16 protein-coding genes are annotated in these 16498 nt (G+C 39.7%); 7 read left to right on the top strand and 9 right to left on the bottom strand.

Annotated features, from left to right (window positions below):
* Positions 1-73: 73 nt before the first annotated feature.
* The gene (msuE, locus tag SOI76_RS00875) at positions 74-811 is read left to right on the top strand and encodes an FMN reductase (protein WP_002122062.1); all 738 of its coding nucleotides are present in this window, start codon (positions 74-76) and stop codon (positions 809-811) included.
* 44 nt (positions 812-855) lie between these two features.
* Positions 856-1968, top strand: a complete 1113-nt coding sequence (sfnG, locus tag SOI76_RS00870; RefSeq protein WP_104080050.1) for a dimethylsulfone monooxygenase SfnG — start codon at positions 856-858, stop codon at positions 1966-1968.
* Between the two features lie 94 nt (positions 1969-2062).
* On the opposite strand, the gene lrpB is transcribed toward sfnG, so the two are convergent.
* Positions 2063-2476, bottom strand: a complete 414-nt coding sequence (gene lrpB, locus SOI76_RS00865) for an Lrp/AsnC family transcriptional regulator (RefSeq protein ID WP_005066843.1) — start codon at positions 2474-2476, stop codon at positions 2063-2065.
* 105 nt (positions 2477-2581) lie between these two features.
* Here lrpB and ywoC point away from each other — a divergent pair, with 105 nt between their 5' ends.
* Positions 2582-3124, top strand: a complete 543-nt coding sequence (gene ywoC, locus SOI76_RS00860; RefSeq protein WP_104080049.1) for a cysteine hydrolase family protein — start codon at positions 2582-2584, stop codon at positions 3122-3124.
* A gap of 46 nt (positions 3125-3170) precedes the next feature.
* On the opposite strand, the gene acs is transcribed toward ywoC, so the two are convergent.
* Complete coding sequence (gene acs / locus SOI76_RS00855; RefSeq protein ID WP_104080048.1) at positions 3171-5120, bottom strand: acetate--CoA ligase; 1950 nt, start codon at positions 5118-5120, stop codon at positions 3171-3173.
* A 294-nt stretch (positions 5121-5414) separates the two neighbouring features.
* Here acs and SOI76_RS00850 point away from each other — a divergent pair, with 294 nt between their 5' ends.
* Complete coding sequence (locus tag SOI76_RS00850; RefSeq protein WP_104080047.1) at positions 5415-5990, top strand: DUF805 domain-containing protein; 576 nt, start codon at positions 5415-5417, stop codon at positions 5988-5990.
* A gap of 113 nt (positions 5991-6103) precedes the next feature.
* Positions 6104-7084, top strand: coding sequence for a mechanosensitive ion channel family protein (locus SOI76_RS00845; RefSeq protein WP_057075508.1), 981 nt, complete (start codon positions 6104-6106; stop codon positions 7082-7084).
* Here SOI76_RS00845 and SOI76_RS00840 read toward each other — a convergent pair.
* From SOI76_RS00840 to prfB, 5 genes are all read right to left on the bottom strand, one after another.
* Complete coding sequence (locus SOI76_RS00840; RefSeq protein WP_104080046.1) at positions 7064-7771, bottom strand: 16S rRNA (uracil(1498)-N(3))-methyltransferase; 708 nt, start codon at positions 7769-7771, stop codon at positions 7064-7066. The genes SOI76_RS00845 and SOI76_RS00840 overlap by 21 nt on opposite strands.
* Positions 7768-9060 (bottom strand): 3-deoxy-D-manno-octulosonic acid transferase, encoded by a 1293-nt coding sequence (gene kdtA, locus SOI76_RS00835; protein ID WP_104080045.1) that lies wholly within the window; start codon positions 9058-9060, stop codon positions 7768-7770. The genes SOI76_RS00840 and kdtA overlap by 4 nt, the downstream gene beginning before the upstream one ends.
* A 156-nt stretch (positions 9061-9216) precedes the next feature.
* The gene (nemA, locus tag SOI76_RS00830) at positions 9217-10275 is read right to left on the bottom strand and encodes an alkene reductase (protein WP_104080044.1); all 1059 of its coding nucleotides are present in this window, start codon (positions 10273-10275) and stop codon (positions 9217-9219) included.
* A gap of 28 nt (positions 10276-10303) precedes the next feature.
* Positions 10304-10606: an ArsR/SmtB family transcription factor gene (locus tag SOI76_RS00825; RefSeq protein ID WP_017399836.1), complete on the bottom strand. Its 303-nt coding sequence runs from the start codon at positions 10604-10606 to the stop codon at positions 10304-10306.
* A gap of 221 nt (positions 10607-10827) precedes the next feature.
* A protein-coding gene (prfB, locus tag SOI76_RS00820; protein WP_099475557.1) for a peptide chain release factor 2 occupies positions 10828-11923 on the bottom strand; the annotation gives its coding sequence in 2 pieces (ribosomal slippage) (positions 10828-11850 and positions 11852-11923; 1095 coding nt in all).
* Between the two features lie 208 nt (positions 11924-12131).
* On the opposite strand from prfB, the gene SOI76_RS00815 reads away from it, so the two are divergent.
* Positions 12132-12992, top strand: a complete 861-nt coding sequence (locus SOI76_RS00815; protein WP_104080043.1) for a putative porin — start codon at positions 12132-12134, stop codon at positions 12990-12992.
* A 334-nt stretch (positions 12993-13326) separates the two neighbouring features.
* Entirely contained in the window at positions 13327-14094 is a 768-nt protein-coding gene (locus SOI76_RS00810; protein ID WP_005078653.1) for a putative porin, read from the top strand.
* Positions 14095-14139: 45 nt separating this feature from the next.
* Here SOI76_RS00810 and recJ read toward each other — a convergent pair whose 3' ends face one another.
* On the bottom strand, positions 14140-15840 hold the full coding sequence (recJ, locus tag SOI76_RS00805; protein WP_104080042.1) for a single-stranded-DNA-specific exonuclease RecJ: 1701 nt from the start codon (positions 15838-15840) through the stop codon (positions 14140-14142).
* Entirely contained in the window at positions 15841-16497 is a 657-nt protein-coding gene (gene pdxH / locus SOI76_RS00800; protein WP_104080041.1) for a pyridoxamine 5'-phosphate oxidase, read from the bottom strand.
* Position 16498 lies beyond the last annotated feature (1 nt).

Raw genomic sequence — 16498 nt, 5'->3', positions numbered from 1 at the left:
TCGTTATTTTACAGTTTACCGTCGTTGTTGATTAATAAGTCCAATCTCTTGTTTTAGGCTTAGGAACCAAATTATGACTGGTATCACATCACCAAAACCTTTAAATATCGTTGCTGTTTCTGGTGGCTTAAATACCCCATCTAAAACGGAAAGTCTGGTTCAAGCCATTCTTGATGAATTATCAGAAGCAATCGATATTAAAGTTCACTTTATTAAATTAAGCGAAATCGGACCTCTATTAGGCGGCGCATTTTATCGCAACCAACTTCCACAGCGCGTACAAGATGACCTTGCAGCAGTTGAAGCAGCAGATGCTTTAATTGTAGGTACACCCGTTTACCGTGCATCTTTTACAGGTCTTTTCAAACATTTCTTCGATTTTGTTGAACAGACTGCTTTAGTCGATGTGCCTGTACTTTTAGCAGCATCAGGCGGTAGTGATCGTCATGCACTCGTACTTGAACATCAACTACGTCCATTATTCAGTTTCTTCCAAGCACAAACTTTACCAATTGGCGTATATGCGACAGATCGTGACTTTACCCCTGAATATACGGTGAAAAGTGAGCAATTATCAGATCGTATTACGTTAGCAGTGGCACGCGCATTACCAATTTTAGAATGGGCGCCAGCGAAAGGTAAACGCGCTGAAGTGATCAAATCTAAATCACAGCAAGCAAATCAAGAGCTTGGTATTAACAAGCAAATTGAGCAAGAAGAAGTATTACCTTCAGCGGCTGTACCAGACCTTGATGCAGCAGAATCTCGTTTGCATCACAAGTCTGGCAAATCATTAACGCATGTTGCCTAAGCGCAATGTAGCTAAATAAAAAGAACGAATGGGGAGAGCGAACCATGACGCAATTACAACAACTAATTAAATTTGCTTATTGGGTACCAAACGTAAGCGGTGGCCTTGTAGTGAGTAACATCGAACAGCGTACAGACTGGAGTTATGACTACAATGTCCGACTTGCACAGGCTGCCGAAAACAATGGTTTTGAATATGCGCTCACCCAAATTCGTTTTACGGCGGGGTACGGGGCAGAAAACCAACATGAATCGGTAAGTTTCAGTCATGCATTATTAGCAAAAACTGAAAAACTTAAAGTCATTGCGGCTATTCTGCCCGGCCCCTGGAAACCAGCGTTGGCGGCAAAACAACTTGCAACGATTGATTATCTAACTGAAGGCCGTATTGCGATTAATGTGGTGAGTGGCTGGTTCAGAGGTGAGTTTGATGCCATTGGTGAAGAGTGGCCTGAGCATGATGAACGTTATATTCGCTCCGAAGAATTTATTCGCACACTAAAAGGAATCTGGACCACCGATAACTATAGTTTCGATGGTAAATACTATCAGTTTCAAAACTACACGCTTAAACCAAAACCTCTGCAAAAACCGCATATTGAAGTCTTTCAAGGTGGCAGTTCACGTGCCGCACGTGACATGGCTTCACGTGTATCTGATTGGTATTTCACCAACGGCAATACTGTGGAAGAAATTCAAAAACAAGTCGAAGATATTCGTACTAAAGCAAAAGCAAATAATCACCATGTCAAAATTGGGGTAAATGCTTTCATTATTGCTAGAGATACTGAAGAAGAAGCAAAAGCGGTACTTCAAGAAATTATTGATAAAGCCAACACTGAAGCCGTAAATGCATTTGGAGATGCTACACGTGAAGCAGGTGCTGCTTCACCAGAGCAACAAGGTAACTGGGCAAAATCAAGTTTTGAAGACTTAGTGCAATACAACGATGGCTTTAAAACCAATTTAATTGGTACGCCGCAGCAAATTGCAGAACGTATTGTGGCACTCAAAAATGTAGGTGTTGATTTGATTCTTTCCGGATTTTTACACTTTATTGAAGAGGTGGAATATTTCGGTGAAAAAGTTCTGCCGCTCGTTCGTCAGTTAGAACTTCAACAGGAAAAGGAGGTAGAAATCCAAGCTAAATCAGCCTAAAAAACCCCAGTTAAAACAGCGCAAGATAATAAAAACAATAAATTAAAAATAAAGAATTTATTGGCTCCAAGACTCGGCTTGGAGCCTTTATTTTTTAAGATTTTTCGACTTCTCGAATCACAGTTTCAACTGAGTAACGGCACCATTTTGAAAGTTTTTCGATAAATTCATTTAAGGCAGCGGGTTCAAAATGGCTGACAATCATATAGCAAGCATTGCCCATGACTTTAAAGCATTCATCGATTTGTTCATATTGCTTAACCAAATTTTCAATTTCTTCAAATGCGCGTTGTTCATTTAAATGCAAGTGAATAAATTGTTTATGCGAATATTGAACAGCAATGGTGTAGTTTTTGATAACACCAGCATCCATTAACTGAGCAATTCGAGCGCCCACCGCCTGCCCTGTTCGATGGACACGCTGCCCAATTTCTTTATTTGTCAGACGGGAATCTTGTTTAAGCAATGCAATAATTTTTAAATCGATCGGGTCTAATTCAATATTCATTTTTCATGGCGAAAGAAAACTGGCGATAATGCTTTCATCTGACTATAGCCGATTTTTCAAGCAGAGATTACTCTTGTTTTATCTCATATCAACAAGAGTAATCTCATGAAACAAGCACTATTAGTTATCGATGTTCAAAATGATTATTTTAAAAATGGCAAAATGGAATTGATTGGGCCAGATCAAGCGCTAGAAAAAATAAAGCAGCTTGAACAATATTTTAACGAGAAAAACTTGCCGATTATTTATGTGCAACATATTAACCCGCCACAAGCGAGCTTCTTTCAAGAAAATACCGACGGTGTTTTACTTCACCCTGAACTTAGTGCTGATAGTGATTCATTAATCGTGACAAAGCATTATCCAAATAGTTTTTTAGAAACCAATTTAGACGAGCTTTTAAAAGCACATCAAATTGAGCAACTCGTGATTACAGGTATGATGACTCACATGTGTATTGATTCAGGTACACGTGCAGCCAAAGAGTTAGGTTATCAACCCATCTTAATTGCAGATGCAACCGCAACTCGCGATTTAAGCCATGACGGAAAAACTGTAAAAGCTGAAGATGTACAAACTGCTTTTCTGACTGCGCTGAGTACATTTGCAAATGTACAAAATACTGTTGACTTTTTAGCAAGCTCTTAATAAAGATTAATAAAAAAGCCCCGCTAGGGGCTTTTTTATTAAAACGTTATTTTTGTCTATCGGGATAAACCGTTGCAATTAACTGATCTACCACTGCTGGTTCAGCCAAAGTTGAAGTATCACCCAAACTATCAAGCTCGTTTGCCGCAATTTTTCTTAAAATACGGCGCATGATTTTACCTGAACGCGTTTTAGGTAATGCTGGCGCCCAGTGCAGGGCATCTGGTGAAGCCACTGGTCCAAGTACTTTACGGACCCAGCTAATTAACTCTTTACGTAGTTCTTCCGACTCTGGAACGCCTGCTTGCAAGGTCACAAAAGTACAAATACCTTGTCCTTTAATATCATGCGGCATGCCCACCACTGCTGCTTCTGCTACAGATTCATGCGAAACCAAAGCACTTTCAATTTCAGCAGTACCTAGACGATGACCTGAAACGTTTAAGACATCATCAACACGGCCCGTAATCCAGTAATAGCCATCTTCATCACGGCGAGCGCCATCACCCGTAAAATAAGTATTTTTAAAGGTCAAGAAGTAAGCCTCAATAAAGCGGTCCGGATCACCCCAAATGGTACGCATCTGGCCTGGCCATGAATCTTTAATCACTAAATTACCTTCAACCGCACCTTCTAGTTCATTGCCCTCGCCATCGACAATCGCGGGTTGAATACCAAATAACGGACGAGTTGCTGAACCCGGTTTTAAGGCTGTTGCGCCTGGTAATGGAGCAATCAAAATACCGCCTGTTTCGGTTTGCCACCACGTATCAACAATCGGGCAGCGACCTTCACCAACAACGTTGTAGTACCAGTTCCAAGCCTCAGGGTTAATAGGTTCACCGACCGAACCGAGTAAACGCAAGCTGCTACGGTTACTTTCGCGTACAAACGAATCACCTTCTCGCATCATGGCGCGAATCGCAGTTGGGGCCGTATATAAAATCGAGACTTTGTGCTTATCGACCACATGACCAAGACGTGCCCATGTTGGGTATTGAGGCACACCTTCAAACATTAAGGTCGTGGTACCATTTGCCAGTGGTCCATAAATTAGATAACTGTGGCCTGTAATCCAGCCTACATCGGCCGTACACCAGTACACATCATCTTGTTTTAAATCGAAGACTTCTTTAAAGGTACTCGCCACATAGACTAGATAACCGCCAGTAGTATGCAAAACACCTTTAGGTTTTCCTGTCGAACCTGACGTATAAAGAATGAATAATGGGTCTTCCGCCTTCATCGGTTCTGGAGGACAGTTTGCATCCACCTCCATAATAATAAGGTGATACCACAAATCACGACCCGGCTTCATTTCAATCGGGTTGGCATTACGGTAAACCACCACTACATTTTCAACACATTCTGTGCCGGGCAATGCTAAAGCCAAATCGACGTTTTCTTTAAGTGGTAAGAGTTTACCAGCACGTAGACTTGAGTCTGCAGTAATCACCAGTTTAGCTTGGCTATCCTCAATACGACTCGCTAAAGAGTCTGGCGAGAAACCACCAAACACTACACAGTGAACAGCACCAATACGGGCACAGGCTAACATGGCAATTGCAGCCTCAGTGACCATCGGCATATACAGCACAACGCGGTCACCTTTACCAATGCCATATTTCTTCAAAACGTTGGCAAAGCGGCAGACTTCGTCGTGTAACTCTTTATAAGAGACAATTTTATGACGAGAAGGATGGTCACCTTCCCAAATAATTGCAGGTTTATGTGGATGTTCTTTAAGATGCCTGTCTAGGCAGTTTGCTGATACGTTCAACTCGCCATCAGCAAACCATTCAATTTTGAAATTGTCTTTGTCAAAACTTGTATTTTTAACTTGGGTAAATGGCTTTATCCAATCGACAATTTTAGCTTGCTCTGCCCAGAATTCATCTGGGTTCTCGATAGAGTGTTGATAACGTTTAAAGTAGTCTGCTTCAACAGTACGAGCTGTCTTTTTAAATTCCTCTGGTACTGGATAGATCTCATTCATACGCAACTTCCTTGATCTTGTGCATCCCATCTCGAGACTGTGGCTATTATTTTACTGGATCTTATTTGTATGCCTTTTCAGTATGATGACTCTTTCAAAGCCTAGACAATGCGACTTTGGTCATATATTAACCACTTACTCAAGCATACGAAATTATGAACATTTTTATAAAATTAAGTTGATTTAAAACATTTGTCTATAGCTTTTACTTTTATAATTTTTTCAAGATTTGATGGTTTTGATCATCAACAAAGATTATTTTGTCTCTCATATGCAACCTAGGAATAAAATAATATGTTTGCCCAAACTAGCTCCTCACGCCCCCCCCAACTCCCTTTTAAAGATAATCCGTTTTCAATTCATGGGCGCTTTAATCGCATGAGCTATTTAGGCGGTTATGGGTTGATTTATTTAGTCACCCTTGTGGGCTATTTCATTTTGGCCTCATTTCTTGGAAGTTTTCAGCTTTCAAGCAATTTATTTAATTTTGAGTTTTATAGCTCTCTTTCTGGGGCTAGTGCTTGGATCGTCTGGGCTTTTTGGCTATTCCTGATTTACTTAAATGTTGTTCTCGTCGTGCGACGTTTGCATGATCTAAATAAAAGTGGTTGGATGGGATTGCTGTTATTCATTCCAGTTGTTCAATTCTTTTTTATGATTTATTTACTGCTTGCCTCAGGTACAGCAGGTCCAAATCAATATGGTCCATCTCGACCATCAACGTTCATAGAAAAACTCATGGCTTGGTTTATTTTATTGGCCATTTTAATTAGCCTTATTTCTACCGCAGGCTTTTTCTACTACTTCTCTGGTACCGATACTATAGAAACTCCGTCACAAATCTTACAAAAAGGAACGGAATACTTTTAATTAAAAAACACTTTATTATTTAGATGAACTCATTATAGTAGGCGCACATTTTATCTCCTACTATAATGAAGGCCGATCATCGCTTTCATAATTTTTTTAAATAGAGACTTGTTGTGGCTGATGAACAAAAATCCTTAACGGATGTTGCAAAAAATACAGGCGAACTTTTGCAAGAAGCAGGTACTAAAACCACTCAAACGGTTTTAGCCCATACCGAAAAGTATCATGATGCCTATACCACCATTGATAAAATCGTGGATAGCTTCTGGGAACGCGTGCCTTATATTTGTATTGCGATTATCGTCTTCGTTATTTTTTGGCTACTCACCAAATTATTTAAATTCTTTGTTCGTAAAACCTTAGAAAATCGTTCTTACACGCGCCAAAACCTAGTCTTGGTTCTAAACCGTGTAGGAAGTACGACAATTTTATTTTTTGGATTCTTAATTGCACTTGTCATCATGATCCCAGGTTTTACACCAGGACAACTTATGAGCGCGTTAGGGATCGGTTCGGTCGCAATTGGTTTCGCATTTAAAGATATTTTTCAGAACCTGCTGTCAGGTATTTTGATTTTATTGAGCGAACCATTCCGTATTGGTGATTCAATCGTAGTCAATTCACTTGAAGGAACTGTTGAAGATATTCAAATTCGTGCAACATTTTTACGTTCACCAGATGGACGCCGTATTGTTATTCCAAATGCCACTGTTTATACGAGTGCTTTAACTGTAAATACGGCTTATCAGCAACGACGCTGTGAGTTTGTAGTCGGCATTGGCTATGACGACGATGAACAAAAAGCTAAACAGATTATTTTAGATATTCTTAATAATGACCGAAATGTACTCAGTCAGCCGGCTTTCTCGGTTAACGTTACAGCTTTAGCAGATTTCTCGGTTAACCTGACTGTACGTTGGTGGGTTGATACTACTGAAACTGATATGTCCTCATCTACAAGCACAATTCAAGCTCAAGTAAAACAAGCTTTCAATGAGAACGGAATTAATATTCCTTACCCAATTCAGGAATTAAAAATGGCTTCAAACCAGCCGCTTTTAAACCCTGAAGCATCAACTAAACAGACGACCTAAAATATAAGAAATAGACGTTTCAGTTCTTAAAATACGGTTGCCTAAGCTCACAGCTTGGCAGCCGTTTTTTGTGAGCAAATCAACTTCATAGGGAATAAAGCCGCCTTCGGGTCCAACGACTACACTGCACGCATGCGGAATATTAACGGGCATGCTCTGCTCTACATACGGATGAGCCACATAGGCGGGACTTTCCTTTGAAATTAAGTTTGGTAGAACATCTTCAACAAAAGGTTTAAAGCGTTTATATAATTGAATTTCAGGAACAATTGTATCGCCTGCTTGCTCAAGCCCTAAAGTCACATAGTTATCAAGTTGTTGCAAAAATGGAGTTTGCCAATAGCTTTTATCTACACGATAACTATGAATCAAACTAATTCTTTCAACCCCCAAAGTCACACTGTCCATAATTAAACGGCGTAAAACTTTGGGCCTTGGTAAAGCTACAATTAAATGTACTGGAAGTTTTGCAGGTACAACTTCCTCAGTGATAGGCCGTATACAAACCTCATGCTCGTTAATCGAAACAATTTCAGTGATATAACGTGCCCCGTTACGAATACCAACTTTTAGATTTTGGCCAACCCTAATATCAAGATGTTCATCTAAATGCTGTAATTGACGCTTTGAACGAATTGACCATAATTCTGACTGAACATCTTCAGGTTCTAGCAAAACGATATTCATGGTTTTTCGGCCAAATACCGGTTAATTACGCCAATATGTTTCTGTAACGAACCTTGGTTACGCTGCAAGACTTTATGCGCCTGCTCAACCACTTGTTGAGCCTGGTCAGGTTCAGCTAAACATGCCATCCAGATTGCCACAACTTGCTCAGCGTCTTGGGCAATGAGCACACCATTTTCATCAATGAATTCATCAACAATAGTTTGAAAATTAAAGTAACGAGGTCCAATTACAGTCGGCACATTTAAGACCATAGGCTCTAAAATATTATGCCCACCGCCCGGTTCATTAAGTGATCCACCCACAAAACACACCTGACTTAAGGCATACCATAACCAAAGCTCACCCATACTATCCGCCAGATAAACCTGTGTACTAGCATGAATACTATGATTCATACTTCTACGATGAGTGACCAGATCTAAGTTCTGACAAATTTCAAATACTTCATCGAAACGTTCAGGATGTCGAGGCACAACCATACAAACTAACTCTGGATCTGACTTTAAATAAGGCCCAAGCACTTCTAAAATTTGTTGTTCTTCCGGTGCATGCGTACTGGCAATTGTCAGAACTTTACGCTGTCCCAAATACCATTGTTGTTGTAATTGCTCAGCCTGATTTATAAAAGCTTCTGGTGCGTGAATATCAAATTTAATATTTCCAACCACCTGACTTTTTTGTTGATCTAAACCAAGTTCTACATAACGTTGTCGAGTCGCATTATCTTGTGCCAGCACCCAGTCAATTTGTTTCAGCATTCCTGCTGTTAGACCTGAAACACGGCTATAACCTTTCGCTGATTTTTCTGATAATCGCGCATTTAATAATAAACAAGGAACCTGTTGTAGTTTGGCTTGATCAATTAAATTTGGCCAAAGTTCAGTTTCCACCAATGCTAAAAGTTTTGGCTGGTACAACTCAAAAAATTGTTTTAAAAGATGTTTTTGATCAACAGGCAAATAAACTGCTTGAAATAAATCTAAATAAGGCGCTTTTAAAAATAATGATTTGGCACGCGCTTGCCCAGTTTTAGTGGTATTAGTCACTAGCACAGGCTGACCGAGTTTAAGATAATGCTCGATTAAAGGCTGCGCAGCATTGGTTTCTCCAACCGAAACAGCATGGAACCAAATTGCTCTCACATTTTTCGGAGATTCAAACGGCCCAAATCTTTCAAGACATTCCTGATGATATAATTCCTGGCTTTCTGCACGTTTTTTTATCCGCCAGTGGTAAAAAGGTTTTAATAAATGGAGTGCGGTGTTGTACCAAAATGGGGTCGCCAAGCGGTTTGCCTCAAATAGTCAAAGTTTAAAACTGGGGAAAATATAACATAGATAGAAAAAATGGCAGAGTTTCGATACCTAAACTCTACCATTACAAGAAAAGCGATTTACTGAGCCCATAAATTAAAGAGGTCAGTAAATCATCTGTTCAAAAAATTACGAAGCTTCCAGCGTTGGATAGTCTGTATAACCTTCAGCACCTTTCGCATATAAAGTCGTTGGTTGAAGTTCATTTAATGGCAAGTCTTTTTCTAAACGCTGTAAAAGATCTGGGTTAGCAATATATGCCTTACCAAAAGATACAGCATCTGCCTGACCTTCACGCAAGATACGTTTTGCTGATTCTGGTGTTAGGTTCTCATTGGCAATCCATACACCATTAAATTTTTCGCGAAGTTTAGGACTAATGCTGTCAGCAGCTTCATATTCACGAGAGAAAATGAAAGCAACATTACGTTGGTTAAGTTGTTCCACTACATAACCAAAAGTTGCTAATGGGTTTTCATCACCCATATCGTGTGAATCACCACGCGGTGCAATATGTACACCTACTCGACCAGCGCCCCACACTTCAATAAAGGCATCAACCACTTCTAATAACAAGCGAGCGCGGTTTTCAACCGGACCACCATACTCATCATCACGTTGGTTGGTATTGCTTTGAAGGAACTGGTCAATTAAATAACCATTTGCAGCGTGTAACTCAACACCATCAAAACCTGCTGCTTTAGCTAATTCTGCTGAATGTTTATATTGAGCGACCACCTCTTTCACTTCTTCTAAGGAAAGCGCACGCGGTTTTACATACGGGCGTTTAGGGCGTAATAGGCTCACTTCACCCGCAGGTTGAATCGCACTTGGTGCAACAGGAATATCGCCATCTAAAAGCTCAGGATGCGAAATACGACCTACATGCCAAAGTTGAACTACAATTTTTGAACCTTGAGCATGAACCGCCTCAATAATTTTATTCCAAGCTTGTGCTTGCTCTTCTGACCATAAACCCGGGGTATCTGCATAACCCACAGTTTTTGAACCAATTACTGTTGCTTCAGTCAAAATTAGACCAGCATTTGCACGTTGTTGATAGTATTCAACCATTAAATCATTAGGCACTCGGCTTTCACCACTACGCGCACGCGTTAATGGAGCCATGACCAATCGATTTTTGATTTCAAAATCACCAACCGTTAAAGGAGTATTGAGTTCAGCCATAATCGCCTCGACTTACACTTTTAATAATTTAAAGTGTTTGTTTTAAATGTTCGATATATTGCTGAATCAAAGCTTCGTTACGTGAAAAATAAGACCATTGACCATATTTTTGGACTTGAATAAGCCCCGCCTGTTGTAACACAGACAAATGATTAGACATCGTAGACTGAGCTACTTTACCCAAACGTTCAATATGACCTGCACAAACACCCTTCTCAAAACTACCACCACATTCTTCAATCGGTAAATAATGTGCAGGTTCTTTTAACCATTGCAAAATTTGCCGACGTAGAGGGTTGGAAAGGGCTTTGCTAATTGCATCAATATCCATAGGCTCAACACGTCTTTTAAACGAACAAAGCTTTGTTCAGCATTTCGAAAACATAATATCGCATTTTTTCGATATTCATATCTATTTTTTTCGATATTCATATCGTATTTTTTCGATTAACATTCGAAGGCTGAACTACTTTGCCGTTTTAATCGCTAAAAATCCAAGAGTTCTACATATTCATAAATGAAATGTATTTAAACTAAAAGTTCAGCAGACTCTTATAAACCTTGCTTTAAACTCGCTTCGATAAAACGATCAAGGTCACCATCAAGAACAGCACCTGTATTAGAGTTTTCTACACCTGTGCGTAAATCTTTAATACGAGAATCATCTAATACATATGAACGAATTTGGCTTCCCCAACCAATATCAGACTTCGAGTCTTCTAGAGCTTGAGCCGCTTCATTACGTTTTTGCATTTCTAATTCATACAAACGCGCACGTAACTGTTTCCATGCGTGGTCACGGTTAGCATGTTGCGAACGTTGGTTCTGACACGCTACTACAATACCTGTTGGGATGTGAGTCAAACGCACAGCCGAGTCGGTTTTGTTAATATGCTGACCACCTGCACCAGATGCACGGTAAGTATCAGTACGAACATCAGAAGGGTTAATATCAATTTCAATATTGTCATCAACTTCTGGTGAAATAAATACCGCAGAGAATGAAGTGTGACGACGGTTGCCACTGTCAAATGGGGATTTACGAACTAAACGGTGTACACCTGACTCTGTGCGTAACCAACCGTAGGCATATTCACCTTCAACACGTATCGTTGCTGATTTAATACCAGCTACGTCACCGTCAGACACTTCCATAAGTTCTGCTTTAAAACCATGACGTTCAATCCAGCGCATATACATACGTAAAAGCATAGACGCCCAATCTTGTGCTTCCGTACCACCTGAACCTGATTGAATCTCGACATAGCAAGGATTCGGGTCCATCGGGTTACTAAACATACGACGGAATTCAAGTTTAGCCAGTTCATCTTCGGCAGCACCAAGCTCAGACTGAACATCTTCAAGCAGGCTTTCATCGTCGGCTTCTACAGCCAAATCCAACATCGCTTTTGCATCTTCAAGCTGTGTAGATAAGCCATCCAATACATTAATAACGTTTTCTAGTTCGCCCTTTTCTTTCGCCATCGCCTGAGCGCGACTTTGATCATTCCAGATCGCAGGATCTTCTAACTCACGTAAAACTTCTTCTAAACGTTCTTTTTTCAGATCGTAGTCAAAGATACCCCCGTAGTGTTTGGCTACGATCAGTTAAGTCTTTCAATTGGTTTAGATAAGGATTAATTTCCACGCGAGTGTTCCCATAAGAGCAGATAAACAGTCAATTATTTTAGCATAGCTTGCCATACTCAAACAAAAAGGCTCAAACATGTTGATTTTTATTATCTTATTGATGAAAAACAAATATAATATTATTGATTTATTTATTAAAAATACATTAAAATTAACAACTTAAATCTTAATAACTTTATAACATATATTACTCTAGAGTTTTACCCATGAAAAAATCAAAATTTTTGTTTGCACTCGTAACAGCTGTATGTGCTTTCAATGCGAATGCCTATCAAACTGAAGTTGGTACAATGTATGAATTTACAGATATGGATGAGGGAGAAAATAATAGCTTCGGAATTAATGGCAAATATTATTTTAATCCGGTAGAAGCAAAAACTTTCCCTTTAGCTGAAGCTGCTTTTTTAAATAAAGCTTCTAATATTGGTCTTGGATATGCCTATAGCAAGTTAGAAGATGATGAAGACTCTGGAAAACTCGAATTTAGTTCGTTAGGGGTTACAGGAGAATACTTTATTCCAAGTACCTCATTCTATTTATCAGGAGCATTTAACCGTACAAAAACTGAAGTCACTGCAAGTGGTTTTGGTTCGGTTGATGATAGTGGTAACGGCTATGCTGTAGAAGTCGGTTTCTTACCAACCGATGGCTTGTTATTGGCTGCTGGTGTAACAGACTTGTCTGAAAGTTTTGATCCACTACAAGCAGCTAAATATGGCTTCATTACTTCGCTTTCAAATACCGTAGCCGTAACTGGTGAAGATGATGATGATACTGCCATAACTTTACGCGCCAAGTATGTTACTCAAATTTCAGGTTTTTATACTAATTTTGAAGGACAAACCTATATTGGGGATGAAACCACTTATCGTTTAGGTGCAGATCTTTATCTTGATCCTACTTTAAGTGTTGGAGCATCTTTTGCAGATTCAACAGCAGAAGATTCAGATACAATTTTTAGTGTTCGCGCACAGAAATTCTTTACGCCTCAAGTAGCAGTAGGCTTAACTTACACAACTGTTGATGATGCTGACTCTTTTGGTATTAATGGAACATTCCGTTTCTAATTTATAATTACTTATTATTAAAAATATGAATGCTCAAGGGATTTCCCTTGGGCATTTTTCATTTTATTTTAAGTTTAATTGGTAACATCCTCATACAAAATTGGGTACTTTTACAGCATTCTTTATGATCTACACAAAATATCCTCAATTTTAATAAAATAAAACATTATGTTTTTATATTTTAAAATCAATATCTTAAATTAAATTAGTTTACATAAATATCACACGGTTACAGTACGGTTACTTGCGCAAGATTGACGACAAAGCTTTTTCGTCTAGACTAAAAGTTGTAACAAAACATTTATAAAATCGCTTTTTAGAGGGGAGAGATTCCATGAAAAAACTAGCAATTGCATCAGCTCTTTTATCTGCACTCGCAGTGAGTGGCGCAGCAAACGCTTACCAAGCTGAAGTTGGTGGTTCTTACAATTATCTTGATCCAGACAACGGTAGCAGCGTAAGTAAATTCGGTGTTGACGGGACTTATTACTTTAATCCTGTTCAAACTCGTAACGCTCCACTTGCTGAAGCAGCTTTCTTAAGCCGTGCAAGTAACGTTAACGCCCTTATCAACTATGGCGATAACAGCGGTACAAAAGATACTCAATATGGCGTAGGTGTTGAATATTACGTTCCTAACTCAGATTTCTACCTTAGCGGTGATGTAGGTCGAAATGAGCGTGAAGTCGACAACACCAATATTGATAGCAAAGTAACGACTTATGCAGCTGAAGTAGGTTATTTACCAGCTCCAGGTTTATTACTTGCTTTAGGTGTTAAAGGCTACGACGAAAAAGACGGTAAAGACGGCGCTGATCCAACAGTTCGTGCTAAATACGTAACTCAAGTAGGCCAACATGACGTAAACCTTGAAGCGTTCGGTGCATTTGGTGATCTAGACGAATATAAAGTTCGTGGTGACTACTACATCGACAAAACTTTAAGTGTTGGTGCTGATTACTACAACAACGACTTAACTGATAAAGATGAATTTGGTATCAATGCTAAAAAATTCTTAAATCAGCAAGTAAGTGTTGAAGGCCGTGTTGGATTTGGTGATAACGACAACACTTATGGTGTTCGTGCAGCATACCGCTTCTAATCAAGCCTAAAGTCATAAAAAATCCGCTCAATTGAGCGGATTTTTTTATTGGTTTAAATGTACGATGCGTAATTGTAAATTCACATTGCCATTAAATGCATTACGATCTATTTCATAGACTAAATGTACATAATCCCGCATTGGGTCAAATTCAAAACGGCCTGCTGCATTAAAAGCAATTGCATCAAAACTGTATTGGTCGAGTGCTAATTTAAGCTTCAAATGCGTTTCTTTAAGCCAGCGATAATCAATAACTTTAAAATGCCCCTCAAACTGAGGAAAAGGGAATTTTTGTCCCCAAGGCCCCAACTGTTCTATCCAATCTAATGTATTTAGTTGCAAAGCCGAAGCAGGGAGTTCTCCATCCGTCCATAGCGTTGCTTGAAATAAAGATTCTTCCATTGCTGCAATGCAATTGGTAAATGCAGTTTTAAAAGCTTCGAAGTTTTCTTTACGTATAGTTAAACCCGCTGCTGCTGCATGACCACCGAAATGGCTCACCAATTCTGGATGTTGTTCAGCAACCTGTTCAATCGTATCTCGAATATGCACTCCATCAATTGAACGTGCAGATCCTTTTATATGAATACCATCTTCATCAGGTGCAAACACAATAGTGGGGCGATGAAATTGTTCTTTTAAACGCCCTGCAACAATCCCAATCACACCTTGATGCCAGTTTTCTTCGAAGAGTACAAGAGCTGGAGGAATGTCTTCTTTTGAGAGCTGCAAGCTATCTAAAGCAGATAAGGCTTGTTGCTTCATTTCCCCTTCGATTTGACGGCGCTCTATATTTAATTGATTTAATTGTCTCGCGATCGGATAGGCAGATTCCATAGTGTCAGCTAACAAACATTCAATGCCTATACGCATGCTCTCCATGCGTCCAGCAGCGTTAATACGCGGGCCTAAAACAAAACCTAAATCTTGTGCACGCAAAGATGAAGCCTCACGGCCAGCAATATCTAGCAACGCCAATATTCCGATTCGACATTGATGTTGCTGAATACGCTTCACGCCTGCATCAACCAAAATACGGTTGTTATAATCTAGGACAGCAACATCGGCATACGTTCCCAAAGCAACCAAGTCTAGATATTGAGTGACTTTACTCGTACTTTTACCTTGCTTACTACGTAAACTTGCTAAATTGGCCAGCACATAAAATGCAACGCCAACACCTGCAAGTGCTTTACTCGGAAAATCACAGCCTAACTGATTTGGGTTTACAACTGCTTCTGCAAGCGGTGTTTCTTTAGTAGTTAAATGGTGATCTGTAATAACTACTTGCATGCCCAGTGCCTGTGCCGCATCAACACCAGCATGGCTGGAAATCCCATTATCAACAGTAATTAATAAATCGGGTTGATAAGTTTGATGTGCAAGCTCTGCAATTGCTGGGGTAAGTCCATAACCATATTTAAATCGGTCTGGAACCAAATAGTCGACTTGTGCTCCCATATCGCGAAGCACCAATACCATTAACGCTGTACTGGTTGCTCCATCGGCATCGTAATCACCGACAATAACAATTTTTTTCTGCTCATCAATAGCTTGATCTATTAATGCCACAGCAGTTTCTAGCCCCTTGAGCTGTGGGGCTAATAAATTCTTAAGCTTTAGCTCTAATTCCTGTTCAGATTGTACTCCACGCCTTGCCAAAATTTCAGCAATAAACGGAGGCACGCCCTGAAACTGTTCAGGGCGTGTTAATAAAGGTCTTTGTTTGATTTGTATTTTTGTCATTTAAGGCATCAGTCGGTGCAGCGTCCATTGACCATCGATTTTTTCATAACTTAAGCGGTCATGTAAACGATTTGGTCTTCCCTGCCAGAATTCATAATAATCTGGTTGCAGACGATAGCCTCCCCAGAACTCTGGCTTATCAAGCACTTCACGGCTTTGAACTTGTTGTTGCAAGTCTTGAAAACGCTGTTGTAACAACTCGCGACTTTCAATTTTACCACTTTGTGGAGTACTGATATGTGCTGCAATCTGGCTATCACGTGGTCGTTTAAGATAATAATCTGTAGATTCTTGCTCAGCAATTTTAACTACATGACCACCAACTCTCACCTGACGCTCTAAACTTGGCCAGTAAAATAATAATTCGGCATATGGGTTTTCTGCCAAATCTATACCTTTTTGACTGTCATAGTTAGTATAAAAATCATACCCAGATTCTGTGGCCCCACGTAACAAAACTGTTCGAACATGGGGTCTGCCATTCGCACCTGCTGTTGCTAATGACATTGCATACGGTTCATGTAAATTCGCTGCTAGAGCATGGTTAAACCAACCCAAAAACTGCTGATGAGGATTAGATTCAACCTGCCCCTCATGCAATTCTCCTTGCTCATAACTTAAGCGCAACTCACTTAAATCTTTAATGACATCACTCATG

This window comes from Acinetobacter pittii, assembly GCF_034064985.1.
GTDB lineage: Bacteria > Pseudomonadota > Gammaproteobacteria > Pseudomonadales > Moraxellaceae > Acinetobacter > Acinetobacter pittii_H.
Note: the sequence above shows the minus strand (reverse complement) of the source record. Positions and strands in the feature narration are given on the sequence as shown.

Excerpts from the sequence above, each read along its gene's own strand:
- recJ (WP_104080042.1), bottom strand. The coding sequence starts at position 15,840 with ATGACAAAAATACAAATCAAACAAAGACCTTTATTAACACGCCCTGAA.
- sfnG (WP_104080050.1), top strand. The coding sequence starts at position 856 with ATGACGCAATTACAACAACTAATTAAATTTGCTTATTGGGTACCAAAC.
- msuE (WP_002122062.1), top strand. The coding sequence starts at position 74 with ATGACTGGTATCACATCACCAAAACCTTTAAATATCGTTGCTGTTTCT.
- SOI76_RS00815 (WP_104080043.1), top strand. The coding sequence starts at position 12,132 with ATGAAAAAATCAAAATTTTTGTTTGCACTCGTAACAGCTGTATGTGCT.
- nemA (WP_104080044.1), bottom strand. The coding sequence starts at position 10,275 with ATGGCTGAACTCAATACTCCTTTAACGGTTGGTGATTTTGAAATCAAA.
- ywoC (WP_104080049.1), top strand. The coding sequence starts at position 2,582 with ATGAAACAAGCACTATTAGTTATCGATGTTCAAAATGATTATTTTAAA.
- SOI76_RS00825 (WP_017399836.1), bottom strand. The coding sequence starts at position 10,606 with ATGGATATTGATGCAATTAGCAAAGCCCTTTCCAACCCTCTACGTCGG.
- SOI76_RS00840 (WP_104080046.1), bottom strand. The coding sequence starts at position 7,771 with ATGAATATCGTTTTGCTAGAACCTGAAGATGTTCAGTCAGAATTATGG.
- lrpB (WP_005066843.1), bottom strand. The coding sequence starts at position 2,476 with ATGAATATTGAATTAGACCCGATCGATTTAAAAATTATTGCATTGCTT.
- acs (WP_104080048.1), bottom strand. The coding sequence starts at position 5,120 with ATGAATGAGATCTATCCAGTACCAGAGGAATTTAAAAAGACAGCTCGT.
- pdxH (WP_104080041.1), bottom strand. The coding sequence starts at position 16,497 with ATGAGTGATGTCATTAAAGATTTAAGTGAGTTGCGCTTAAGTTATGAG.
- SOI76_RS00810 (WP_005078653.1), top strand. The coding sequence starts at position 13,327 with ATGAAAAAACTAGCAATTGCATCAGCTCTTTTATCTGCACTCGCAGTG.
- SOI76_RS00850 (WP_104080047.1), top strand. The coding sequence starts at position 5,415 with ATGTTTGCCCAAACTAGCTCCTCACGCCCCCCCCAACTCCCTTTTAAA.